The sequence below is a fragment of the Streptomyces sp. Act143 genome, assembly GCF_003143935.1.
In the GTDB taxonomy this organism is placed as follows: domain Bacteria; phylum Actinomycetota; class Actinomycetes; order Streptomycetales; family Streptomycetaceae; genus Streptomyces.
In genome coordinates, this window is sequence record NZ_QFRX01000001.1 from 4,675,307 (window position 1) to 4,696,969 (window position 21,663).

The following is a 21,663-nucleotide window of genomic DNA, read 5'->3' on the forward strand; positions in this document are numbered from 1 at the left end:
CGGGTCAGAGGAGCCTCACGTCGCTCTCCGCCACCCTCGCGGGCTCCGTCACGATGTCGATCACCGCGATGCGCTCCCGTACGAACGTGAACGCCAGGGTCCGCTCCACGCGTCCGTCGACCACCACCGCGATGCCGATCCGGCCGTCGACCAGGGCGGGCCGCGCGATCCGGGCCACGGAGGCGAAGCTCGTCGCGCCCTTCGCCACCGCGAGCGCGCCGGTCGTCACGCCGGCCTCGCTGCGGGCCACGACATCCGGGTCGAGGACGCCGACGAGGGCCTCGAAATCACCCTCGCGCGTGGCGGCCAGGAAGGCGTCGGCGACCTCCCTCCGGCGCCGCCGCACCTCGTCGGCGTCGGGCGCCGGAGCGCCCTGCACCCGGCGCCGGGCCCGGCTGGCGAGCTGCCTCGCGGCGGCCGGAGAACGTCCTACGATCTCGCCGACCTCCTCGAAGGGCACGGCGAACAGGTCGTGCAGCACGAACGCCAGCCGCTCGGCGGGCGTCAGGGTGTCGAGCACGACGAGCAGCGCGACCCCGACCGAGTCGGCGAGCAGGGCGTCCTGCTCGGGGTCGGGGGTGTCGGCGGCCGGGACGGGGGCGTCGGGTTCCAGGGGCTGTTCGGCGCGGGAGGTGCGGGTGCGCAGCATGTCGAGGCAGACCCGGCCCACCACGGTGGTCAGCCAGCCGCCGAGGTTGCCGATGTCCTCGGCGCCGGTCCGGTTCAGCCGGAACCACGCCTCCTGCACCGCGTCCTCCGCCTCCGCGGCCGACCCGAGCATCCGGTGCGCCACGGCCCTGAGGTGGGGCCGGTGGGTCTCGAAGCGGTGGGCGAGGAAGTCGTCGTCGGTCATCTGCTGTCACACCTTCTGGTCGCCGGGGCCGTGCCGTCGAGTAGTTGACGGATGGCGGGCGCGGGTTGTGACAGAGGCCCTGACGCTTGGGCGGGGGCGGGGCCGCGCCGGGGCGTGTCCGCCCTCGGAGCGGCGCGGAATCGGTCACCCGCAAAGGGCGCCCGTGTCGACGCGCCGACCGCTGCGGGCAGACATCCCCGACACGTCCCCTTCCCGCCGTTGCGCACCGCGGGTCCGTGGGGGTCAGCGTCCCCAAGGGCGCGGGGAACTGCGCGACCAGCCACGGCGCGCCCGCAGCCGGCCGGCTGCCGTCACCCCCAGTCCCGGCCCGTTCTGCCCCGCTTCGTCTCCGCCCGCTGCTTCTTCTCGCGCAGCCGGCGTTCGTTGATGCCGCGCGGGATGCGGGTCGGCTTGCGGGGCTTGGGCGGCGGGGCCGTCGCCTCGGCCAGGAGGGCCGCCAGGCGTACCGCCGCCGTCTCGCGGTTGCGCCACTGGGAACGGTGCTCGGAGGACCGTACCGTCACCACGCCGTCGACCAGGCGGGACGCCAGCCGTTCCAGCGCGCGGGCCTTCCAGACCTCGGGCAGTGCCTCGGTGCTCGCCAGGTCGAAGCGGAGCTCCACCTGGGAGTCGCTGGTGTTGACGTGCTGGCCGCCGGGTCCGGAGGAGCGCGAGAAACGCCACTGGAGCTCGGCCTCGGGCAGGGAGACGGAGCCGCGGATGACGTAGGGACCGGACATGTCGTCCATAGTCCCCCGGCTGACCGGCGCACGTCACGCGAATATCGTCCTTCGCCGGTTCGGTAAAGAAAGTAAAGACACCTGGAACCTTCGCTACCCCTCTCGGCGTTCATACGGGTAGATGTAGCTTCAGGCAGTACATAAACGAGGGAAAGGACTCCCAACCATGGCTGTAAGCCTGTCCAAGGGTGGCAACGTCTCGCTCACCAAGGAGGCTCCGGGCCTGACCGCCGTCACCGTGGGCCTCGGCTGGGACGTCCGCACCACCACCGGCACGGACTTCGACCTCGACGCCTCGGCGATCGCGGTGAACACGCAGGGCAAGGTCTACTCCGACGCCCACTTCGTGTTCTTCAACAACAAGCAGACCCCGGACAACACCATCGTCCACACCGGTGACAACCGCACCGGCGAGGGCGCGGGCGACGACGAGGCGATCAACGTCAACCTCGCCGCCCTCCCGGCCGACATCGACAAGATCGTCTTCCCGGTCTCGATCTACGACGCCGAGAACCGCTCGCAGAACTTCGGCCAGGTGCGCAACGCCTACATCCGCATCGTCAACCAGGCCGGCGGCGCCGAGATCGCCCGCTACGACCTGTCCGAGGACGCGGCCACCGAGACCGCCATGGTCTTCGGCGAGCTCTACCGCAACGGCGCCGAGTGGAAGTTCCGCGCCGTCGGCCAGGGCTACGCCTCGGGCCTGGTGGGTATCGCGCAGGACTTCGGCGTCAACGTCTGACGTTCACCGGATCACTGCGGAAACCCCCGGCCCCGGCCGGGGGTTTCCGGCGTACGGAGGCGGTAGCGTCCCCGCGTGCGCCTCGAATCCCTCCCCCTGACGGCCGACCACGACATCCCGGCCGCCGTCCTCACCGAACTCACCGCGCTCTACGCCTCCAACCGTGAGTTCCACGCCCTCAGCGGCGACTTCCCCGACCCGGACCGCATCCGTCCCGAGCAGGTGGCGGCCGCGCTGGCCGACGAGTTGGCGAACCCGGACGTGGAGGTGCTGCTGGCCCGCAGCGAGGGGCGGCTCGTCGGACTGGTCATCACCCTCGCGCACCATCCCGACCCGGCCGATCCCGACCCGTGGATCGGGCTGCTGATGGTCGACGCGACCGCGCACCGGAAGGGGTACGGCAAGCAGGTCGCCGCCCTGGTGGAGCAGCGGTTCCGCGATGCCGGCCGCACCGCCGTGCGGCTGGCCGTGCTCGACGCCAACCCCGCAGGCCTCGCCTTCTGGACCGCCCTCGGGTACGAGGTGATCGGCCACCGCACCGATCTCCAGGCCGCCCGCCCCTGCGCCGTGCTGCGCAGGTCCCTGCAGGAGTGACGGATTCGGCTGCAACTCCGCTGTAGAAGCGGAGAGTTGACCATGCATCACACGTTCGCATAGCGGATTGTGAAAACTGACTTTCGGACAAGAACACGTAAAGTCTTGACGGCGGACTGTCAAACAAGCCGCTTCAGATGTCACCCTCTCCTCGCTCGCCGCAACTCTGTGCCCCACCTGTGCCAGCCATGTGCCTCGCCTGCGCCTCGACAACCCCGAGGCCGGCCCGAAGGAGACCGAGTGAGACTGCAGTCCCGCACCCCCAACGCCTCCCGCACTCCCCGCACCACCCGCCTGCGCGCCGCCGCCCTGATCGGCTCGGCGGCGATGGTCGTGCTCGCGCTGCAGAACGGCGCCGCCACCGCGGCCCCCGAGCACACCAGCGGCGCCACCGCCCTCCCCCTGAGCGCCTCCGCCCGCGCCGACGCCCTCAAGTCGGCCCAGGACGCGGCCGGTTCGACCGCCCGTGAGCTCGGCCTCGGCACCCGTGAGGCGCTGGTCGTCCGGGACGTGATCAAGGACGCGAACGGCACCGTCCACACCCGCTACGAGCGCACCTACGCCGGGCTGCCCGTCCTGGGCGGCGACCTGGTCACGCACGTGGCCAAGGGCGGGGCCCTCAAGGGCGTCAGCAAGGCGACCAGTGCCCGGATAGCCGTGGCGTCGACGGACGCCACGATCTCCGCCGCCACCGCGAAGAAGTCGGCCCTCGCGGGCACCGACTCCGCCACCGCCTCCGCCCGCAAGGTGATCTGGGCCGCCGGCACCAAGCCGGTCCTCGCCTACGAGTCCGTCGTCAAGGGCCTCCAGCACGACGGCACCCCGAGCGAGCTGCACGTCATCACCGACGCCACCACCGGCAAGAAGATCTACGAGTACCAGGCCATCGACACCGGTACGGGCACCAGCGAGTACAGCGGCACGGTCGCCCTGGGCACCACCGCCGCCGCCTCCTCCGGCGGCTTCGACCTGATCGACGGCGGTCGCGGCGGCCACAAGACGTACGACCTCAACGGCGGTACGACCGGCACCGGCACCCTCTTCCACGACGCCGACGACGCCTGGGGCGACGGCACCCCGGCCAACCGCCAGACCGCCGCCGTCGACGCGGCCTACGGTGCCGCCGTCACCTGGGACTTCTACAAGTCCGCCTTCAACCGCAACGGCATCGCCGGTGACGGCAAGGCCGCCTACTCCCGCGTCCACTACGGCAACGCGTACGTCAACGCCTTCTGGAACGACAGCTGCTTCTGCATGACGTACGGCGACGGCTCGGGCAACTCCCACCCGCTGACCTCGCTCGACGTGGCCGGCCACGAGATGAGCCACGGTCTGACGGCGGCCACGGCCGGGCTGAAGTACAGCCGTGAGTCGGGCGGCCTGAACGAGGCGACCTCCGACATCTTCGGCACCTCGGTGGAGTTCTTCGCCAACAACTCGGCCGACGCCGGCGACTACCTCATCGGCGAGAAGATCGACATCAATGGCGACGGCACCCCGCTGCGCTACATGGACCAGCCCAGCAAGGACGGCGGCTCGGCCGACTACTGGTCCCGCAACGTCGGCCGCCTCGACGTGCACTACTCGTCCGGCGTCGCCAACCACTTCTTCTACCTGCTCAGCGAGGGCAGCGGCGCGAAGACCATCAACGGGGTGAGCTACAACTCCCCGACGTACGACGGCTCCACGGTCACCGGCATCGGCCGCGCCAAGGCCGACCAGATCTGGTACAAGGCCCTGACGACGTACTTCACCTCCTCGACCGACTACGCGGGCGCCCGCACCGGCACCCTCCAGGCGGCGAGCGACCTGTACGGCGCGGGCAGCGCCGAGTACAACGCCGTGGCGGCGGCCTGGAACGCGGTCAACGTCCGGTAACCCGGCCCGCCTCCGCACGTACCGATGCCGTCCGTGCCGGCACCCTCCGTATCCCTACCGGGACTTGACTGGGTGATGTTGCCGATGCGGGCGGCCGGCGCACTGCGCAGAATGTGCGAGGTGCGACCACACAGCCCGCTCGTCATGGTGATCGGCGACGACGGCATCGCCCTGTCCGGCGGTGCCGCCGGAGGGTCCCGGGGCCGTCCGGTGCGCACGGTGGTCTGTCGGCGGATCATCACCACACGCCGGACGGCCCTCCGGGCGGCGCCGCCTCAGCCTTCCGTGACGGGCGGCTGGGAGGCCGCGAGAGTGGCGATCTGGGTGCGGGACGCATAGCCGAGCTTGCCCATGATGTGCTCCACGTGCGAGTCCACGGTCCGCTTGGAGATGGTGAGCTGTTCGGCGATACGACGGTTCGACAGCCCCTCGGCGACCAGCGCTGCGATCTCCCGCTCCCGTACCGTCAGCGCCCCCCAACCCCCATGCCCTGCCGCCCGTTTGGCGCCCGCCTTCGCGCCGGCCGCCTGGCTGTGGTTGTCACCGACGGCCCGGTCGACGGCCTCCTGGAGCGACAGCGCGGCCCCGGCGGCGTACAGCTCCTCATGGCGGCGCTCGCCCAGGGCGCTGCGCGTGACGGCGATCGCCTCGGCGTGGGCCCGGTGCATGGCGGGGATGCCGAGCCGCGGGTCGTGGAACCTCTCCCACAACCGGTCCGCCGCGCCCAGCAGCGCCGCCGCCCGCTCGGGGCGGCCCTCGGCGGCGGCGATCCAGCCGAGGGTGTCGAGGGAGAAGGCGAGGCCCTGGGCGTGGTTGATCTCCAGGCACATCGCGAGCGCGGAGCGCAGCACGGTCGCCGACTCCTCGTGCCGGCCGAGCCCCCACAGCGCGCAGCCCTGGATCCAGCCGACCCAGCCCTGCACCCACCGCTCCCCCAGCGGTTCCAGGACCGGGCGGGTCTCCTCGCAGACGGCGAGCGCCTTGTCGTACTCGCCCGCGCACACGTGCGCCCCGCACATCGTGCCCAGCATCCACGCCTCGCCGCCCTGCTCGCCGAGTCCGGCGAACCGCTCGCGGGCGTCCTTGAGCCGCTCCAGCGCCCAGTCGACCTCGCCGACCAGGGTGTGCGCGAGACCGCGGTTGAAGACGACGTAGGCCGCGTCGACGCGTCCGCCGCCCTCGTGCGCGGCGTCCTCGGCGCGTTCGGTCAGCTCCAGGCCGCGGCCGTGGGCGCCGGACATCAGGCTGAGGTGACCGGCGACCCGCAGGGCGGTCACCCGGGCGGGGTGCGGTTCGGGGCACAGCGGCAGCAGCCGCTCCAGCCAGTACAGGCCCTCGACGGTGCGTCCGGTGCAGAGCCACAGTCCCCACAGCGCCGCGGCGAGGCGGAGACCCGTGGTGGCCTCGCGGGGCTCGGTGCAGCAGAACTCCAGCGCCGAGCGCAGACTGGCCCGTTCCCGCCAGGCCCTGCGCATCAGCAGCACCTGGTCGCGGGTGAGCCAGCGGGCGTCGAAGTCCTCGGCGAGCGCCAGGCAGTGGTCGCGGTGCCGGGTGCGGTACTCCAGCTCGGCGCCGCTCTCGGCGAGACGCTCGCGGCCGTACTCGCGGATGGTGTCGAGCATGCGGTAGCGGGCGTCGCTGCCGTCGCCCTCGTCGTCGAGGCGGAGCACGATCGCCTTGTCGACCAGGCCGATCAGGCACTCCAGGATCTCCTCCGGGGGCAGCCTCGGCCCCGAGCACACCTCCTCGGCGGCGGTCAGCTCGAACTCCCCGGCGAACACCGACAGCCGCACCCACAGCAACTGCTCCTGCTCGGTGCACAGGCCATGGCTCCAGTCGATGGCGGTACGCAGCGTCTGGTGCCGGGGCAGCACCCCGCGGCTGCCGCCGGACAGCAGCCGGAAGCGGTGGTCGAGCCGGGAGAGCAGCTGCTCCAGGGAGAGCGCCCGCAGCCGTACGGCGGCCAGTTCGATGGCCAGCGGGATGCCGTCGAGGCGGTGGCAGAGCCGGGCGACCAGGCCGCGGTTGGCGTCGGTGAGCCCGAAGCCGCGCACCACGGCCGCCGCGCGTTCGGCGAACAGCAGCATCGCGTCGCTGGGTTCGGCGCCGGGCCGGGCGTCGTCGTCCGGGTCGATCACGGGCAGTGGCATCACCTGCAGCACCCGCTCACCGGGCGCGTCCAGCGGCTGCCGGCTGGTCGCGAGGACCCGTACCTGGGGGCAGTAGCGCAGCACCGACTGGGCGAACACCGCGCAGGCGTCGACGAGATGCTCGCAGGTGTCCAGGACGAGCAGCAGCCTGCGGCCCCCGAAGTAGGCGATGAGCGCCTCCAGCGGGGTGCGGGCCGCCCGCTCGGACTGCTCGGGCAGTTCCACGACCGCCGCCACGGCGTTGGCCAGCAGCTCCGGGTCGCGCAGCTCGGAGAGCTCCACGAAGTACACGCCGTCCGGGCAGCGTTCCCGCATCCGCCGGGCGGTGCGCAGGGCCAGCCGGGTCTTGCCGACGCCGCCCGCACCCATCAGCGTCACCAGCCGCTCCCGGTGCAAGGCCTCCTGGATCTCCGCGAGTTCGGCCTCGCGCCCGATGAAGCGGGTGAGCTCGGCGGGCAGTCCGACGTCGTCGGTGTCGTGGGCCGACAGGGCGGGCTGTACGAAGCTGTCCATGGCGCCCTCTCGGCAGCGGGTCCGGATACGTAGGGGCGCTCACCCTAGGTATACCGATGCGTGCACGAGGGCTTCCCTGCGCAAGCTGCCCGTTTACGACCGCCCGGAGCCGCCTGCGACCGCCTGACGTGCATTGCCGACCGTTACGGCCGCGCAGGCTTGCCCTCTCCGTACAACCACTCCTCCCAGATCGCGCCGAAGTCCTCATCGGGCGCCTGCCGTTCGACGTAGGCCGTGAAGTCGTCGGTGCCGGCGTTGCCGTGCCGGTGCGCGGCCGTCCACCCCTGGACGATGTCGTAGAAGGTGTCGTCCCCGACGGTCTGCCGGATCTTGTGGATCACCATCGCGCCCCGCTGGTAGACGGGATCGTCGGAGATGTGCGCGGCGCTCGTGGGCCTGCCCGGCGGGAAGGCCCACAGGTCCGGATACTCGTCCTCGCCGTCCTCGTACAGCCGCTCGAAGGTGTCCTGCGCGCTGTCACCGCCCTCGTCCTCCTCCCACAGCCACTCCGCGTAGGTCGCGAACCCCTCGTTGAGCCACATGTCCCGCCAGCTCTCCGGCGTGACCGAGTCGCCGAACCACTGGTGGGCGAGCTCGTGGACGAGGAGCCCGGTGTCGGGGGCGCCCGGGAAGAAGGGCCGGTTCTGCGTCTCCAGCGCGTACTCGGCGTCGTCCTCGCCGCCGATGATCGCGCCGGTGGAGGAGAAGGGATACGGGCCGAAGTTGGTCTGCGCCCACTCCATGACCTCGGGCAGCCGGGCCAGGACCTTCGCGCTCTCCCCCTCCTGGACGGCGCTGTAGGCGGGCACGCCGGCGGCGTCGGACCGCCGGATGCCGTAGTCGCCGATGGCAAGGGTGGCGAGGTAGCCCGCCATCGGCTCGGCGGCGTGCCAGGAGAAGGCGGTACGTCCGTCGCGGGTCTCCTTGCCGCGCAACTCCCCGTTGGAGACGGCCTCCAGGCCCTCCGGGACGGTGACCGTGATGTCGTACGACGCCTTGTCCGAGGGGTGGTGGTTGCCGGGGAACCATGTCATCGACCCGATCGGCTCGCCCAGCGCCACGGCTCCGCCGGCGGTGCGCAGCCAGCCCTCCTCGGAGCCGTCGGCGTCGGTGAGGGTCAGGGGGCTGCCGGAGTAGCGGACCTCGACCTCGAAGGTCTCGCCGTCGTCGAGGTCGTCGTGGGGGCGGACGGTCAGTTCCTGCCCGGTGCGGTTCCAGCGGGCGGCCCGGCCCTCGACGGTGACCTTCTCGACGTCCAGCCCCTTCAGGTCCAGGTCGAAGGCGGAGAGGTCCTGGGTGGCCTCGGCGGTGAGGCGGGCGGTGCCGGACAGGCGGTGCGGGCCGGGGTCGTAGGACAGCCGCAGGTCGTAGTGGCCGACGTCGTAGCCGCCGTTGCCCGCCTCGGGGAAGTACGGGTCCCGCACCCCCGCCCCGCCCGGGGTCCCGTGCACCCCGCCGCCACCGCCGCACGCCGTGAGGGTGAGAGCGAGGGCGCTCAGGACGGAGACACAGGCCGGGACAAGCCGCGCGGATCTGGACATGTCAGAGATCCTAGGGCGCGCAGCGGCCCTGTCCCCGGCGGCGTGACACCATCACCTACGTGCTCGACATCGGCTACGCCCTCTCCAACCGCTTCCCCGACCCGCCCCAGACCGACTACCGCCGCGTGGACGTCCACGCGCTGCGGCACGACCTGTTCTGCGGCGACGTCTACCTCGCCGACACCAAGGCGGACCGGGAGCTGTCCACAGCCTGGGGATGGGTGCCGGTGCTCGACTTCGCGTGGGCCCTGTGCGACATCGTGGAGCACCTCGACCGGGACCCGGCCGGCTCCCGCGCCTCGCGCCCCCAGTACGCCGAACTCGACTTCACCGAGTCGACCGACCGCATGCTCTTCGAGCGCCGCTTCGGCTGGGTGGACATCGAGTCGGACTGGATGCCGGCCGAGGAGCCCCCGCTGACCTTCTCCCACTCCGAACTCCGCCGCGAGGCCCGCGACTTCCTCCACGACCTGCTCGCCGACCTGATCGACCTCCACGAGGACCTGGCCGACAACCCGGCGATCTGGAGCCTGCAGGCCAAGTTTCCCCGGGTGAGCTGAGACCGGCCCGGTAGGGGGCGGGCCCCCGGTGCCCGGTGCGTACACCCCCGGTACGATCGCGCCTCGTGTCCGAACCTGTCATCTCCCTCAACGAGCGCTCCGCACGCAGCGGACTTGCCGCCGGCGAGCAGCTCCAGACATACGGCATCGTCGTCCCGGCCAAGGACGCCAAGGGCGTCAAGATGAAGATCCACGGGCACGGACGGCTCGGAGGTGAACTCGGCGACCACCTGATGCACACCGTCGGCGCCGCCTCCGGCGGGGCCGGCAGCATCGCCGCGGGCATGCCGCAGACCTCCGGCGGCGCTCTCGTCCTGCGGATCACCGACCAGCGCGTCGGGCTGGTCGGGCAGCGGGACGGCGTCCCCGTGTGGGAAGTGCCGCGCGCCTGGGTGGTACGGGTCGAACGGCGTCCCCGCCTCCAGCTGCTGGCCCGCTTCCGGCTGCACTACGCCGACGGCTCATGGCTCGCCTTCATGACCGCGCGCCGCCGCACCGTCGAGGGTTTCCAGGCCCTCATCGGCTGACGGCTCCGGACCCCCGGCCCCCGCCGCCGTCCGGTCCCGCCGGCGGGTCCTCCCTCACCCCTCCACCCGAATCCCCATCTGCACCGCCAGCACCGGCGCCAGATCCATCAGTTGCGCCGTGCTGATCACCGCGCCCGCCAGTCGCTCCACCCCCCGCGCGATCCCGATCTCGGTCGCCGCCCTCAGGTCCACGTCCTTCAGGACCGCGGACGTCAGATCCGCCCCCTTCAGCGCGCAGTCCACGAACTCCACCCGCTCCAGACGGGCACCCCCGAAATCCGGCTCCACCAGCACGCAGCCCTCGAAGACGACGTCTCTGAGGCGGGCCGTCCGCAGGTTCAGGTAGTCGATCTTGCCGCCGCGGATCACCACCCGCTCCAGCACCGCCCCGTGCAACTGCGTCCCGCCCAGCCGGGCGTCGACCACCTCCACGTCACACAGGGTCGCCTCGGCCAGATCGGTGCCCACCCCGCGCGGCGCCGTCAGGACCGCGTCCAGGAGACGGGCGTGCCGCAACCGCGTCTCGTCCAGCGCGCACCCCGTCACCGCGCAGTCCATGAACCGGGCGCCCGCGCCGTCCTGCCCCGCGAAGTCCAGCTCCCGGAACTCCAGCCCGTCGTAGTCCCCGTCCGGCTCCAGCTCCCCGCCGCCGAACGGCTCCAGCTCCGGCAACCGCACCTCCGGCCGCCGCGCGCCCTTCACCCCGGCCCCGCCCGCCGCACCCGTACCGCCCGCCGCTCTCCTCGCCATGCCCCCATGCTGCACCCCACCACTGACAACACCCCGGACCACCGCCCTGACCTGCGAAAACCACCGCCATGTCACATTCCGGGGCGCCGGATCCGTCGTACTCACACAAGGGCGACGCACACCGAAGCAACCGAGGGAGACCCCAGCCATGCACCGCATCACCGTCATCGGCGGCGGCTTCGCCGGACTCACCGCGGCCATCACCGCCGCCGAGGCGGGCGCCAAGGTCACCATCCACGAGGCCCATCACACCCTCGGCGGGCGGGCGCGGACCGCCGAGGGGCCGTACCGGACGAACGAGGGCCCGCACGCCCTCTACAGCGGCGGCCCGCACTGGGCCTGGCTCAAGCAGCGCGATCTCATCGGCGCCCTGGCCCCGCTGCCGCCCCTGGAAGCGGCGCGGCTCCGCCTCCACCACAAGGGCGTCCTGCGCCGCACCCCGCCCTTCGCCCTGCTCAAGCTGCTGCGCCCCGGCCTGCCCCAGGCGCCCGTCGACACCGACTTCTTGACCTGGGCCACCGGCATCGCCGGCGAGGAGGGTGCCCGCGCCGCCGCCCACTACTCCGCCGTCGCCCTCTTCCACCACGACCCCGGCGCCCTGTCCGCGGCCTTCGTGCAGGAACGCCTGCGCCGCGCCACCAAGCTGCCGCCCGAGGCGCACTACCCGGTCGGCGGCTGGGCCACGGTGATCGACCGCATGGCCGCCCGCGCCTGGAATCTGGGGGTGCGGATGGAGACCCTGTCCCGCGTCGACCGCCTCCCCACCGACACCCCCGTCGTCGTCGCCACCTCCCTCGACGCCGCCCGCCGCCTCCTCGCCGACCCCACCCTGACCTGGACCGGCGGCCGTACCGCCCTCATCGACCTCGCCGTGCGCACCCGGCGCGGCGACGCCTTCGCCGTCTCCGACCTCGACGCCCCCGGCTGGATCGAGCGCTTCACCGCCCAGGACCGCACCCTCGCCCCCGCGGGCGAACAGCTGATCCAGGGGCAGATCCCCATCGCCCCGCACGAGTCCAGGGCCGACGGCGTCGCCCGCGCCGAGCACCTCCTCGACCTGGCCTTCCACGGCTGGCGGGACCGCCTCACCTGGCGCAGCGAAGCGCTGGCGAACGGCCGTACCGGCGCCGTCGACCTGCCCGGCACCAGCTGGCGCGACCGCCCCGCCATCGACCGCGGCGAGGGCGTCTACCTCGCCGGCGACCAGGTCGCCGCCCCCGGCGTCCTGTCCGAGGTCTCCTTCAACAGCGCCCTCACCGCGGTCTCGCTGGCCCTGGGCCGCCACGCCCTTGACCTGAAGCGCGCTTGAGGTTGGAGGCTGATGACCCGCCCCACGAGCACCGACCGCACCGGGGCCCGCCCCGCCCGCACCTCCCCAGGGAGCCTCCATGCACGCCATCCGCCTGCACGCCTTCGGCCCGGCCGAGAACCTCACCTACGAGGAGGTCGAGGACCCCCGCCCCGGCCCCGGCCAGGTCCGCATCGCCGTACGGGCGTCCGGCGTGCACCTGCTGGACACCGCCCTCCGCGAGGGCGCCCAGGGCCCCCTGCCCGAGCTGCCCCACCTGCCCACCGTGCCCGGCCGCGAGGTCGCCGGCGTCGTCGAGTCCCTCGGTGAGGGCGTGGCCGCCCTGTGGCTCGGCAAACGCGTCGTCGCCCACCTCGGCTTCGCGCCCGGCGGCTACGCCGAACTCGCCGTCACCGACGTCGACCGCGTCCACGAGATCCCCGCCAACCTCGACTTCGCCCAGGCCGTCGCCATGATCGGAACGGGCCGTACGACCATGGGCATCCTCCAGTTCGCCGACCTCGGCCCCGGCTCCGTCGCCCTCGTCCCGGCCGCCGCCGGCGGCATCGGCACGCTGCTCGTGCAGTACGCCAAGCACGCCGGAGCCACCGTGATCGGCCTGGCGGGCGGGCCGGAGAAGACCGCCCGCGTCGAGGCGAACGGCGCCGACCTCGCCGTCGACTACAAGGACCCCGCCTGGCCCGGCAAGGTCCGCGCCCACCTCGGCGGCGACAAGGTCACCGTCGTCTTCGACGGCGTCGGCGGGACCGTCGCCCGCGAGGCCGTCGCCCTCCTCGCCCCCGGCGGCAGGCACCTCGTCTTCGGCTGGTCCGCCGAAGGCATCCAGGGCGGCGCGCCCTACCTCGTCGACGGCGTCTCGGAACAGGTCCTCGGCCCCGTGATGATGCGGAAGGCCGGCGGCCCCGACCCCGTCCGCACGCTGGAACTGCGCGCCCTCACCGAGGCCGCCGCGGGCCGCCTCACCCCGGCCGTGCAGCGTTTCCCCCTCGCTCGGGCAGCCGCCGCGCACCGGGCGCTGGAGACCCGCGGGACCACGGGAAAGGTCGTACTCGAACCATAGGCATCGGCGCCTCCCCAGTCCGAACCACAGGCATGGGGGCCTGTCCAAGACTCCGACGTCACCTCGGCCACCGGCACCACCTCCCGGCAGGCCGGCAGGTCGGCAGGCCGGCGGCTCGATCGGCACGGCCCTCCTGGACGCCGCCCCCACCAGCGGGCGGAGACGACGACACCGGCGCCGGAACCGGCGGCCTGATGCCCGAGACGCCGCCCGCGCCGGCCTAACGCCCCTGCCGCCCGGCCCCCAGCTCCGCCAACGCCCCGTCCGTGAGCCGATACACCGTCCACTCGTCCTGCGGCCGGGCCCCCAGCGCCTCGTAGAAGGCGATGGACGGGGCGTTCCAGTCCAGCACCGACCACTCCAGCCGCTGGTAGCCGCGCTCCACGCAGATCCGCGCGAGCTCGGTCAGCAGCGCCTTGCCGTGCCCGGCGCCCCGGGCCGTCGGGCGGACGTACAGGTCCTCCAGGTAGATGCCGTGCACGCCCCGCCAGGTGGAGAAGTTCAGGAACCACAGCGCGAAGCCGACCGGTTCGCCGGTGGTGTCGTCCTCGGCGATGTGGGCGTAGGCGGCCGGCCGCTCACCGAAGAGGGCCTCGTGCAACTGCTCCGGGGTGGCCTTCGCCTCCTCCGGCGCCTTCTCGTACTCGGCGAGCTCGCGGACGAGGGTGTGGATGACGGGGACGTCGGCGGGGGTGGCGGTGCGGATCATGTGCGGTGGGCTGCTCTCAGTCGTCGGGCGATGTCCAGTTGTTGCGCGTCCACGGGGCGGCCGTCCTCGATCTCCCACAAGGAGGTCTGCAACACGCGTCCCAGTGTCCACGCACGCGCGCGTGCCCGGTCGAGCCCGAGGACGTCCGTCATGGCGTCGAACCGCCAGCGGATGTCGTCGGCGTCGAAGCGGTTCCACAGTGCGGGCAGCAGGTCGAAGCCGGGGTCGCCGGCGAGGGGTTTGGGATCGATGGCGAGCCAGTCGGCGCGGTCGGCGGCGAGGACGTTGTCGTAGTGCAGGTCCCAGTGCAGGAGGCGGTCGCCGGGCTCGTCGACGACTTCCCGCAGGGCCGCCGCGCAGTCGGCGACCAGCGCCCGCGTCTCCGGGTCCGGGACGCGTTCGACGGCGTCCGGTGTCCGGTCCAACATCGCCTGCGCGATGTCGCCGAGTCCGCGCATGCCGTCCGGCGCCGGTCCGGAGGTCAGGTGCGCGAGGAGGCGGGCGATGACGAGGACGGCCTCGTGGACGTCGGGGACGTGGGACAGCATGCGGGTGGGGTCGAGGCGTTCCAGGAGGAGCGTGCCCGTGGGTGCGTCGTGGGCCAGCAGGCGTACGGCCCCGTCGCCGTTCCAGACGCGCAGGGCGGCCGGTTCCCCCTCGGTCTCCTCGTCGAGGAGTTGCAGCTTGAGGACGGCCCGGGTGGCGTCGGCCCGCAGGACGGGCAGCACCAGGGCCGCGACGCCGTGCATGGCGGGGCCGTCCAGCCGGAGTTCCCAGCGGTCGAGGAATCCGGCCGCCAGCTCCGGCAGCTGGGCGATGAACGCCCGCCCCGCGTCTCCGTTGAACTTTGCCTGCGCCGCCGCCAGTCCATCCGGAATGTCGATCACGGTCCGAGCGTATCGGCGTGGGTGAATCGGCTCATGCGAATTACCCGGGGCCCGCGCAGGGTGTGGCGGTACGTGCGCGGCGCGCCCGGCACGTACGTCTGGCTGACGGTCCTGTTCGTGACCACGGTCGCGCTGCACCACATGTCGCCGGATTTCGAGGCGGAGTTCCTGCGGCAGCGGTCGACGAACATCCGTGAGCTGTCGAGCAATCCGGTGCGGGTGCTGGTGTCCAGCGCGATGTGGATCGACGGCGGGGTCTGGCTGCCGTACGCCGTCCTGTACTCCGTCTTCCACGCGCCGGTCGAGCGGTGGCTGGGGACGGCGCGCTGGCTGGCGGTGTGCGGGGCGGCGCACGTGCTGGCGACGCTGATCAGCGAGGGCGCGCTGCTGTGGGCGATCCGGCACGGGATGGCGCCGGAGTCGGCCGTCAACACCCTGGACATCGGGGTGAGTTACGCGCTGGCGGGGGTGGTGGCGGTGCTGGCGTACCGGATTCCGGCGCTCTGGCGGGCGCCGTACGCCGCCGCCGTGCTGATCCTCTACGGCGTGCCGCTGGTGACCGGGCGGACCTTCACGGACCTGGGCCACTTCACTTCCGCGCTGATCGGTTTCGCCTGCCGTCCGCTGGTCAGAGGCCGTACGGGACAACGAGATCCGAAGGAGACAGCGGTGGCCGCCGAGGGTTAACGTCCCGGCATGAGCAGCTCGACCAGCGCTGTCGTGAACGGCGGCATCTCGTTCTGGTTCGCCGACGACGGTCTCCCGGCGGTGCGGGAGCCGCTGACCGGGGACGCCACGGCGGACGTGGTGATCGTCGGCGGTGGCTACACCGGTCTGTGGACGGCGTACTACCTGAAGAAGGCGGCGCCCTTCCTCCGCGTCACGGTCCTGGAGCAGAAGTTCTGCGGCTACGGCGCCTCCGGCCGCAACGGCGGCTGGCTCTACAACGGCATCGCGGGCCGCGACCGCTACGCGAAGCTGCACGGCCACGAGGCGGCGGTGCGGTTGCAGCGGGCGATGAACGACACCGTCGACGAGGTCGTCCGGGTCGCGGCGGAGGAGGGCGTCGAGGCGGACATCCACCGCGGCGGGGTACTGGAAGTCGCCCGTACGCCCGCCCAGTTGGCCCGCCTGAAGGACTTCCACGCGCATGAGCTGTCGTACGGCGAGAAGGACCGTGAGCTGTACGACGCCCGGGAGACGGCGGAGCGGATCCGGGTGGCGGACGCCGTCGGCTCGACGTGGACGCCGCACGGGGCCCGGCTGCACCCGGTGAAGCTGGTGAAGGGGCTGGCGGCGGCCGTCGAGGCGCTGGGCGTGGTCGTCCACGAGGCGACGCCGGTGACGGAGATCCGGCCCAAGCACGCGGTGACGCCGTACGGCACGGTCCGCGCCCCGTACGTGCTGCGCTGCACCGAGGGCTTCACGGCGAACCTGAAGGGCCAGCGGCGCACCTGGCTGCCGATGAACTCGTCGATGGTGGTGACCGAGCCGCTCACCGACGAGCAGTGGGCGTCGGTCGGCTGGGACGGGCGGGAGGCGCTCGGGGACATGGCGCACGCGTACATGTACGCGCAGCGCACGGCGGACGGGCGGATCGCGCTGGGCGGGCGCGGGGTGCCGTACCGCTTCGGGTCGCGGACGGACAACGACGGGCGGACGCAGGAGGCGACCGTCGAGGCGCTGCGGGAGATCCTGGTGGGCTTCTTCCCGGCGCTGGCCGGCGTCGCCGTCGAGCACGCCTGGTCGGGCGTGCTGGGCGTGCCGCGCGACTGGTGCGCGACGGTCACCCTGGACCGGTCGACGGGCCTCGGCTGGGCGGGCGGGTACGTCGGCTCGGGGGTGGCGACGACGAACCTCGCCGCGCGCACGCTGCGGGACCTGGTGCAGCTGGACTCGGGGCAGGGCGGCAGGACGGAGCTGACGGACCTGCCGTGGGTCGGGCACAAGGTGCGCCGGTGGGAGCCGGAGCCGTTCCGCTGGCTGGGTGTGCAGGGCATGTACGCCACGTACCGGGCCGCCGACCGCCGGGAGACGGCGTCGCACAGGGCGGGGTCCTCGCGGCTGGCGCGGGCCGCGGACTGGGTGGCGGGGCGGCACTGAGCAAACGGAAAGCCCAGGTCGGCAAGGCGCTGACCTGGGCTTTTCCTGTCGAGAGCCCCCTGTCGGATTCGAACCGACGACCTACGCATTACAAGTGCGTTGCTCTGGCCATCTGAGCTAAGGAGGCCCGCCACGCGCGCGTGTGCGGCGGCGTGCCCGTGCAGTGTACCCAGGTCCCGGCCACGGCCTGTCGAAAATTTCCGCGAAGTTCACAGTGGCTCAGGTACTGACATACGGGTGAACGCCAGGTACCGTCCTGTGCCAGTTCACCTGTGTGGACTACACCACCACCTTCCTACAACGGATCGTCCGGCACGTTCCTGCCGGTAGAAGGGGGCCCATTCACCATGGCCACTGTCTCGTTCGACAAGGCGACCCGGATCTACCCGGGTTCCGAGAAGCCCGCCGTAGACGCGCTCGACATCCAGATCGAGGACGGGGAGTTCCTCGTCCTGGTCGGCCCGTCCGGCTGCGGCAAGTCCACCTCGCTCCGCATGCTGGCGGGGCTCGAGGACGTCAACGGCGGTGCGATCCGCATCGGTGACCGTGACGTCACGCACCTGCCGCCGAAGGACCGGGACATCGCCATGGTGTTCCAGAACTACGCGCTGTACCCGCACATGACGGTCGCCGACAACATGGGCTTCGCGCTCAAGATCGCCGGCGTGCCGAAGGCCGAGATCAAGCAGAAGGTCGAGGACGCGGCGAAGATCCTCGACCTCACCGAGTACCTCGGCCGCAAGCCGAAGGCGCTCTCCGGCGGTCAGCGCCAGCGTGTCGCCATGGGTCGCGCCATCGTGCGTGAGCCGCAGGTCTTCCTCATGGACGAGCCGCTGTCGAACCTCGACGCCAAGCTCCGCGTCTCGACGCGTACGCAGATCGCGTCGCTGCAGCGCCGTCTGGGCATCACCACCGTCTACGTCACCCACGACCAGGTCGAGGCCATGACGATGGGCGACCGCGTGGCGGTCCTCAAGGACGGTCTGCTCCAGCAGGTCGACACCCCGCGCAACATGTACGACCGTCCGGCGAACCTGTTCGTCGCCGGCTTCATCGGCTCCCCGGCGATGAACCTGGTCGAGGTCCCGATCGCCGACGGCGGTGTGAAGTTCGGCAAGTCGGTCGTCCCGGTGGACCGTGACGCGCTCGGCGCCACCACCGACAAGACCGTGACCGTCGGCGTCCGCCCGGAGCACTTCGACGTGGCCGGCCCCGACGCGGACCAGGGTCTCGCGGTCACCGTGAACGTCGTCGAGGAGCTCGGCGCCGACGCCTACGTCTACGGCACCGCGAAGGTCGGCGACGACGCCAAGGACCTCGTCGTCCGCGTCAGCGGCCGTGACGTCCCGGAGAAGGGCAGCACGCTGAACGTCGTCCCGCGCGCGGGCGAGACCCACGTGTTCTCGACCTCCACGGGCGCCCGCCTGTCGGACTGAGCAGAATCCCGGGTGAATCACCCAGGTTGACGAAGAGGGCCCCGCAGGCTGCTGCGGGGCCCTTCTCGTGTCGGGCCTTCTCGTGTCGGGGAGGCCGTAACCGAATACCCCGGCAGAACGGGCATTTCGAGCCGTGTGCGTCAACGCCTTACCCAATTCGAGGCACCACTTCATCCCCCGAACCGGTGACTAAATGTCGCCAAATCATCACCCCGCGCTACCCTCACACGCGTGAAGCACTCCACTAACCAACAGACGCGACGCGGCCGGGGCCCCGCCCGCCGTATCGGCCGCACGCTCGCCCTTGTCCTGCCCGTCTTCCTGGTGCTCTCCGGAACCCTCGCGGTCACCCGGGTCAACTGGACGGGGAGCCCCTCGGACTCGGTGCTCACCGCCTCCGACATCTCGGCGGCCCGGGCGAAGGCCCGTGCCCCGCAGGACGTGCTGCGTGACAAGCTCCTGACGGAACTCCAGGAGGAGAACCCCGGGGTCGTGCTCACCCACCTCCAGGAGGCCGTCAACGACCGCCCGTCGCTGGCGAAGCACTGCGCGTCGATCGCACGGGCGCTGGGCCGCGCGGCGGTGCGGGTGTACGGCCCGACGCGGGCGCAGTCGTACGCCCGGCCGGTCTGCGACACCTCCTTCGCCACGGGCGTGGCGGCCTCGCACGGCTGAGGCCGGCCAAGGCCGCAGGGCCTTCCGGAAGCCGCGGGCGGGACGCCCCGTACAGTTCGGTCATGACCGATCCGAACGCCGCGTCCCGCCCCGTTCAAGCCGTCGTCCTGGCCGGTGGCCAGGGTTCACGGCTGCGCCCCTACACCGACGACCGGCCCAAGCCGATGGTCGAGATCCCCGGTACGGGGACGCCGATCATCGGCCATCAGCTTGCCTGGCTCGCCGAGGAGGGCGTGACCGATGTGGTGGTCAGCTGCGGCCACCTCGCCGACGTCCTGCAGAGCTGGCTGGACTCCGCCGATCTGCCGGTGAACGTGAAGACCGTCGTCGAGACGGAGCCGCTGGGCCGCGGTGGCGGCCTCAAGTACGCGGCGGCGCATCTCCCGCACCCCGACCGGCCCTGGTTCGCGACCAACGGTGACATCTGGACCCGGTTCTCGCTGCGCGAGATGGCCGACTTCCACACCGAGCGCGACGCGGTGGCGACGCTGGCGCTGGCGCGCCCTCGGATTCCGTGGGGTGCCGTGCAGACCGACGGGTTCGGTCACATCACCGACTTCATCGAGTCGCCGCCGTCGACGTTCGAGATCAATGCCGGCGTCTACGTCTTCTCCCCCGAGTTCGCCGGGTTGCTGCCGGAGCGCGGGGACCACGAGCGGACCACGTTCCCGCATCTGGCGCGGGAACTGCGGCTGGCCGGATACCCGATCCCGCAGGGCGCGTACTGGCGGGCCATCGACACCGCGAAGGACCTGACGGAGGCGGCGAAGGAGCTGGCCGCGCTGGGGCGGTAGCTCCCTCCGTACGGACATCACGAAGGGCCCCGCTTCCGCGGGGCCCTTCGTCGTCGGGCGCGGGGTTCAGCCGGTGGGTTGCCCGAGGATGCCTCCCACCGGCCCCTCTACCCCAACAGGCCGCCCACCAGGCCCGGTTCGCCGGAGGAGGTGCCTCCGGTGTCCGAGCCGCCGCTGGAACCGGTGGAGCCGGTGGAGCCGGTCGGTCCCGAGCTGGTGCTGGGGGCCTGCTGGGCCGGGGAGGACTGCTGGGGCGGGGCCTGGCCGGTGCCCTGGGTCTGGCTGGGGGTGCCGGCCGTGCTGGTGTCCCGGGTGGCGCCCGGGGTGGTCGCGGCACCGGTGGGGGTGGAACCGGCCGTGGCGCCCTGGGTGGGGGACGTGGAGGCCGACGGGCGCTTCTTGCGCTTCGCCGGGTCCTGCGGGAGCGGGGAGCCCGGGAGTTCGTTGCGCGGGGCCTCGCCGGGGCCGGGGACGACGACCCGGTCGGCGTCGCGGACGGCACCGCCGAGGAGGGACCCGATGAGCAGGGTGAGGCCGACGACGATGGCGGTGACGAGGGCGCCGCGGCGCAGGACGTAGCGGCGCAGGTCCCAGATGTCGGAGCGGGGTCCGAGGCGGCGCCAGGCGCTGCCGGCGAGGCGGCCGTCGATGGAGTAGACGGGGGCACCCGCGATGATCAGCGGCGACCAGGCGGCGAGGTAGATGATGTCGGGCGCGTCGTAGGCGGGGACGCTCTTCCAGCTGACCGTGAGGAGCAGGGCCGCGGAGAGCATCGCGCCGACGGCGGCGGCGACCCGCTGCCAGCAGCCGAGGATGGTCAGGACGCCGACGACGACCTGGAGGAAGGCGATGACGAGGCCGGAGCCGACGGGGTGGTGCAGGGCGAACTGGCGCAGCGGCTCGGCGACTTCCCAGGGGTGCAGGGTGTTGAGCCACTTGACCATGGAGCCGCGCTTGCCGCCGTCGAAGTAGACGGGGTCGCAGAGCTTGCCCATGCCGGCGTAGATGGAGATGAAGCCGAGGAAGATGCGCAGCGGCAGGAGGACGACGCCGAGGTTCATGCGGCGGCCCGGGTAGTAGGCGTGCCGGGCGGGGTCGTCGCCGTGGCGCCTGCCGGGGGTGCCGGTCTCCTCGTCGACGGCCTCGGCGAACTGCTCGTCCGCGTAGGTGAGTTCCTCGTCGTAGGCGCTGCCGACCGGGCGCATACCGGGGAGCAGGGGCTCGTGGGTGCGCTGGGCGCCGACGACCGGGGTCTCGACGGTCTGGGTCAACTCGTCGTCGTACCCCGGGCCGTAGCCGCCGTCGGTCTCGATGCGCGGGATGACCTGGGTGGCTCCGGTGTCCGCGGCCGGCTCCTCGACCTGGCGGACGCCGCCTCGCACGGCCTGGAGCAGGCGGTGGGCGCCGGTGTCGTCGGGGGCGGACTTGCCGCTCCAGACGACGGGTCGGCGGCGCGCCGCGCCGGTGCCGGTGGCGCCGACGGCGGGCATCCGGGCGGTGTCCTCGGTGGCGCTCAAGTGCCGGGCGATCCGCGCGGATTGGGCGGTGCGTCTCGTCGTCGCGCCCAACTGCACGCGGAAGCTGGCGTGATTGACGATGATCTGCGCCGGATCGCTCGGCACCTTCACCATGCTCAGCGCGGGAGCGTCGTCGAGTCCGGAGGCGAATCCGGAGTTGAATCCCGACGAGCGGTCCCCCGTGGGTGTGCGGGGTGTTCTGGTGTCCACACTCATCTAACCGAGTGACGTGTGTTTAGGACACTGCTTTGACTGCCCGGATCTGTCCGGACCGCGTCAAGCTTGCGCAGAACACCCCCTTTACCCCGTACAGGTGAGCAGGGGC

The 21,663-nt window shown here is 72.2% G+C and carries 20 protein-coding genes and 1 tRNA gene; 12 read left to right on the forward strand and 9 right to left on the reverse strand.

Annotation, left to right across the window (positions count from 1 at the left end; all coding sequences use genetic code 11):
- Positions 1-4: 4 nt before the first annotated feature.
- Both DI272_RS21070 and arfB read right to left on the reverse strand, forming a co-directional pair.
- A complete protein-coding gene (locus DI272_RS21070; RefSeq protein WP_109496868.1) occupies positions 5-853 on the reverse strand; it encodes a sigma-70 family RNA polymerase sigma factor in 849 nt (282 codons plus the stop codon).
- A gap of 311 nt (positions 854-1,164) precedes the next feature.
- Positions 1,165-1,602, reverse strand: a complete 438-nt coding sequence (arfB, locus tag DI272_RS21075) for an alternative ribosome rescue aminoacyl-tRNA hydrolase ArfB (protein WP_109496869.1) — start codon at positions 1,600-1,602, stop codon at positions 1,165-1,167.
- A gap of 157 nt (positions 1,603-1,759) precedes the next feature.
- On the opposite strand from arfB, the gene DI272_RS21080 reads away from it, so the two are divergent.
- The 3 genes from DI272_RS21080 (at position 1,760) to DI272_RS21090 (ending at position 4,807) form a co-directional block, all read left to right on the forward strand.
- A complete protein-coding gene (locus DI272_RS21080) occupies positions 1,760-2,335 on the forward strand; it encodes a TerD family protein (protein WP_030829245.1) in 576 nt (191 codons plus the stop codon).
- 75 nt (positions 2,336-2,410) lie between these two features.
- Entirely contained in the window at positions 2,411-2,929 is a 519-nt protein-coding gene (locus DI272_RS21085) for a GNAT family N-acetyltransferase (RefSeq protein ID WP_109496870.1), read from the forward strand.
- A gap of 327 nt (positions 2,930-3,256) precedes the next feature.
- A complete protein-coding gene (locus tag DI272_RS21090) occupies positions 3,257-4,807 on the forward strand; it encodes a M4 family metallopeptidase (RefSeq protein WP_109500953.1) in 1,551 nt (516 codons plus the stop codon).
- Between the two features lie 275 nt (positions 4,808-5,082).
- Here the strand turns inward: DI272_RS21090 and DI272_RS21095 are convergent, their stop codons facing one another.
- Together DI272_RS21095 and DI272_RS21100 are read right to left on the reverse strand one after the other, a co-directional pair.
- A complete protein-coding gene (locus DI272_RS21095; protein WP_109496871.1) occupies positions 5,083-7,470 on the reverse strand; it encodes a LuxR C-terminal-related transcriptional regulator in 2,388 nt (795 codons plus the stop codon).
- A 143-nt stretch (positions 7,471-7,613) separates the two neighbouring features.
- Entirely contained in the window at positions 7,614-9,011 is a 1,398-nt protein-coding gene (locus DI272_RS21100; protein ID WP_109496872.1) for a M1 family metallopeptidase, read from the reverse strand.
- A 59-nt stretch (positions 9,012-9,070) separates the two neighbouring features.
- Here DI272_RS21100 and DI272_RS21105 point away from each other — a divergent pair, with 59 nt between their 5' ends.
- Together DI272_RS21105 and DI272_RS21110 are read left to right on the forward strand one after the other, a co-directional pair.
- Entirely contained in the window at positions 9,071-9,571 is a 501-nt protein-coding gene (locus DI272_RS21105; protein WP_109496873.1) for a hypothetical protein, read from the forward strand.
- Between the two features lie 65 nt (positions 9,572-9,636).
- Positions 9,637-10,098 (forward strand): hypothetical protein, encoded by a 462-nt coding sequence (locus tag DI272_RS21110; RefSeq protein WP_109496874.1) that lies wholly within the window; start codon positions 9,637-9,639, stop codon positions 10,096-10,098.
- A 54-nt stretch (positions 10,099-10,152) separates the two neighbouring features.
- Here DI272_RS21110 and DI272_RS21115 read toward each other — a convergent pair whose 3' ends face one another.
- Complete coding sequence (locus DI272_RS21115) at positions 10,153-10,848, reverse strand: pentapeptide repeat-containing protein (RefSeq protein WP_181387263.1); 696 nt, start codon at positions 10,846-10,848, stop codon at positions 10,153-10,155.
- Between the two features lie 148 nt (positions 10,849-10,996).
- Here DI272_RS21115 and DI272_RS21120 point away from each other — a divergent pair, with 148 nt between their 5' ends.
- On the forward strand, positions 10,997-12,157 hold the full coding sequence (locus tag DI272_RS21120; protein ID WP_109496876.1) for an NAD(P)-binding protein: 1,161 nt from the start codon (positions 10,997-10,999) through the stop codon (positions 12,155-12,157).
- Positions 12,158-12,236: 79 nt separating this feature from the next.
- Positions 12,237-13,217: a zinc-binding dehydrogenase gene (locus DI272_RS21125; protein ID WP_109496877.1), complete on the forward strand. Its 981-nt coding sequence runs from the start codon at positions 12,237-12,239 to the stop codon at positions 13,215-13,217.
- 220 nt (positions 13,218-13,437) lie between these two features.
- Here the strand turns inward: DI272_RS21125 and DI272_RS21130 are convergent, their stop codons facing one another.
- Both DI272_RS21130 and DI272_RS21135 read right to left on the reverse strand, forming a co-directional pair.
- A complete protein-coding gene (locus tag DI272_RS21130) occupies positions 13,438-13,926 on the reverse strand; it encodes a GNAT family N-acetyltransferase (protein WP_109496878.1) in 489 nt (162 codons plus the stop codon).
- Positions 13,923-14,813 carry an aminoglycoside phosphotransferase family protein gene (locus tag DI272_RS21135; protein WP_181387264.1) on the reverse strand — a complete coding sequence of 297 codons (891 nt, stop codon included), beginning with the start codon at positions 14,811-14,813 and terminating at the stop codon, positions 13,923-13,925. The genes DI272_RS21130 and DI272_RS21135 overlap by 4 nt, the downstream gene beginning before the upstream one ends.
- Positions 14,814-14,846: 33 nt before the next feature.
- Here DI272_RS21135 and DI272_RS21140 point away from each other — a divergent pair, with 33 nt between their 5' ends.
- On the forward strand, positions 14,847-15,500 hold the full coding sequence (locus DI272_RS21140; RefSeq protein ID WP_109496879.1) for a rhomboid-like protein: 654 nt from the start codon (positions 14,847-14,849) through the stop codon (positions 15,498-15,500).
- 9 nt (positions 15,501-15,509) lie between these two features.
- Positions 15,510-16,916, forward strand: coding sequence for an FAD-binding oxidoreductase (locus DI272_RS21145; RefSeq protein ID WP_181387265.1), 1,407 nt, complete (start codon positions 15,510-15,512; stop codon positions 16,914-16,916).
- Between the two features lie 53 nt (positions 16,917-16,969).
- Here the strand turns inward: DI272_RS21145 and DI272_RS21150 are convergent.
- A tRNA-Thr gene (locus tag DI272_RS21150) sits at positions 16,970-17,043 on the reverse strand.
- A gap of 220 nt (positions 17,044-17,263) precedes the next feature.
- Between DI272_RS21150 and DI272_RS21155 the strand changes: the two genes are divergently transcribed.
- The 3 genes from DI272_RS21155 (at position 17,264) to DI272_RS21165 (ending at position 19,821) form a co-directional block, all read left to right on the forward strand.
- Positions 17,264-18,352, forward strand: a complete 1,089-nt coding sequence (locus DI272_RS21155) for an ABC transporter ATP-binding protein (RefSeq protein WP_109496880.1) — start codon at positions 17,264-17,266, stop codon at positions 18,350-18,352.
- Between the two features lie 231 nt (positions 18,353-18,583).
- Positions 18,584-19,027 carry a hypothetical protein gene (locus tag DI272_RS21160; protein WP_109496881.1) on the forward strand — a complete coding sequence of 148 codons (444 nt, stop codon included), beginning with the start codon at positions 18,584-18,586 and terminating at the stop codon, positions 19,025-19,027.
- Positions 19,028-19,089: 62 nt separating this feature from the next.
- On the forward strand, positions 19,090-19,821 hold the full coding sequence (locus tag DI272_RS21165; RefSeq protein WP_109496882.1) for a nucleotidyltransferase family protein: 732 nt from the start codon (positions 19,090-19,092) through the stop codon (positions 19,819-19,821).
- A 107-nt stretch (positions 19,822-19,928) separates the two neighbouring features.
- Here the strand turns inward: DI272_RS21165 and DI272_RS21170 are convergent, their stop codons facing one another.
- Positions 19,929-21,554: a DoxX family protein gene (locus DI272_RS21170; protein ID WP_181387266.1), complete on the reverse strand. Its 1,626-nt coding sequence runs from the start codon at positions 21,552-21,554 to the stop codon at positions 19,929-19,931.
- Between the last annotated feature and the right edge of the window lie 109 nt (positions 21,555-21,663).

Bases quoted from the DNA above. Each gene is read 5' to 3' on its own strand.
- DI272_RS21070 (WP_109496868.1), bottom strand. From the start codon at position 853: ATGACCGACGACGACTTCCTCGCCCACCGCTTCGAGACCCACCGGCCC.
- arfB (WP_109496869.1), bottom strand. From the start codon at position 1,602: ATGGACGACATGTCCGGTCCCTACGTCATCCGCGGCTCCGTCTCCCTG.
- DI272_RS21080 (WP_030829245.1), top strand. From the start codon at position 1,760: ATGGCTGTAAGCCTGTCCAAGGGTGGCAACGTCTCGCTCACCAAGGAG.
- DI272_RS21090 (WP_109500953.1), top strand. From the start codon at position 3,257: ATGGTCGTGCTCGCGCTGCAGAACGGCGCCGCCACCGCGGCCCCCGAG.
- DI272_RS21095 (WP_109496871.1), bottom strand. From the start codon at position 7,470: ATGGACAGCTTCGTACAGCCCGCCCTGTCGGCCCACGACACCGACGAC.
- DI272_RS21100 (WP_109496872.1), bottom strand. From the start codon at position 9,011: ATGTCCAGATCCGCGCGGCTTGTCCCGGCCTGTGTCTCCGTCCTGAGC.
- DI272_RS21115 (WP_181387263.1), bottom strand. From the start codon at position 10,848: ATGGCGAGGAGAGCGGCGGGCGGTACGGGTGCGGCGGGCGGGGCCGGG.
- DI272_RS21120 (WP_109496876.1), top strand. From the start codon at position 10,997: ATGCACCGCATCACCGTCATCGGCGGCGGCTTCGCCGGACTCACCGCG.
- DI272_RS21125 (WP_109496877.1), top strand. From the start codon at position 12,237: ATGCACGCCATCCGCCTGCACGCCTTCGGCCCGGCCGAGAACCTCACC.
- DI272_RS21130 (WP_109496878.1), bottom strand. From the start codon at position 13,926: ATGATCCGCACCGCCACCCCCGCCGACGTCCCCGTCATCCACACCCTC.
- DI272_RS21140 (WP_109496879.1), top strand. From the start codon at position 14,847: ATGCGAATTACCCGGGGCCCGCGCAGGGTGTGGCGGTACGTGCGCGGC.
- DI272_RS21145 (WP_181387265.1), top strand. From the start codon at position 15,510: ATGAGCAGCTCGACCAGCGCTGTCGTGAACGGCGGCATCTCGTTCTGG.
- DI272_RS21155 (WP_109496880.1), top strand. From the start codon at position 17,264: ATGGCCACTGTCTCGTTCGACAAGGCGACCCGGATCTACCCGGGTTCC.
- DI272_RS21165 (WP_109496882.1), top strand. From the start codon at position 19,090: ATGACCGATCCGAACGCCGCGTCCCGCCCCGTTCAAGCCGTCGTCCTG.
- DI272_RS21170 (WP_181387266.1), bottom strand. From the start codon at position 21,554: ATGAGTGTGGACACCAGAACACCCCGCACACCCACGGGGGACCGCTCG.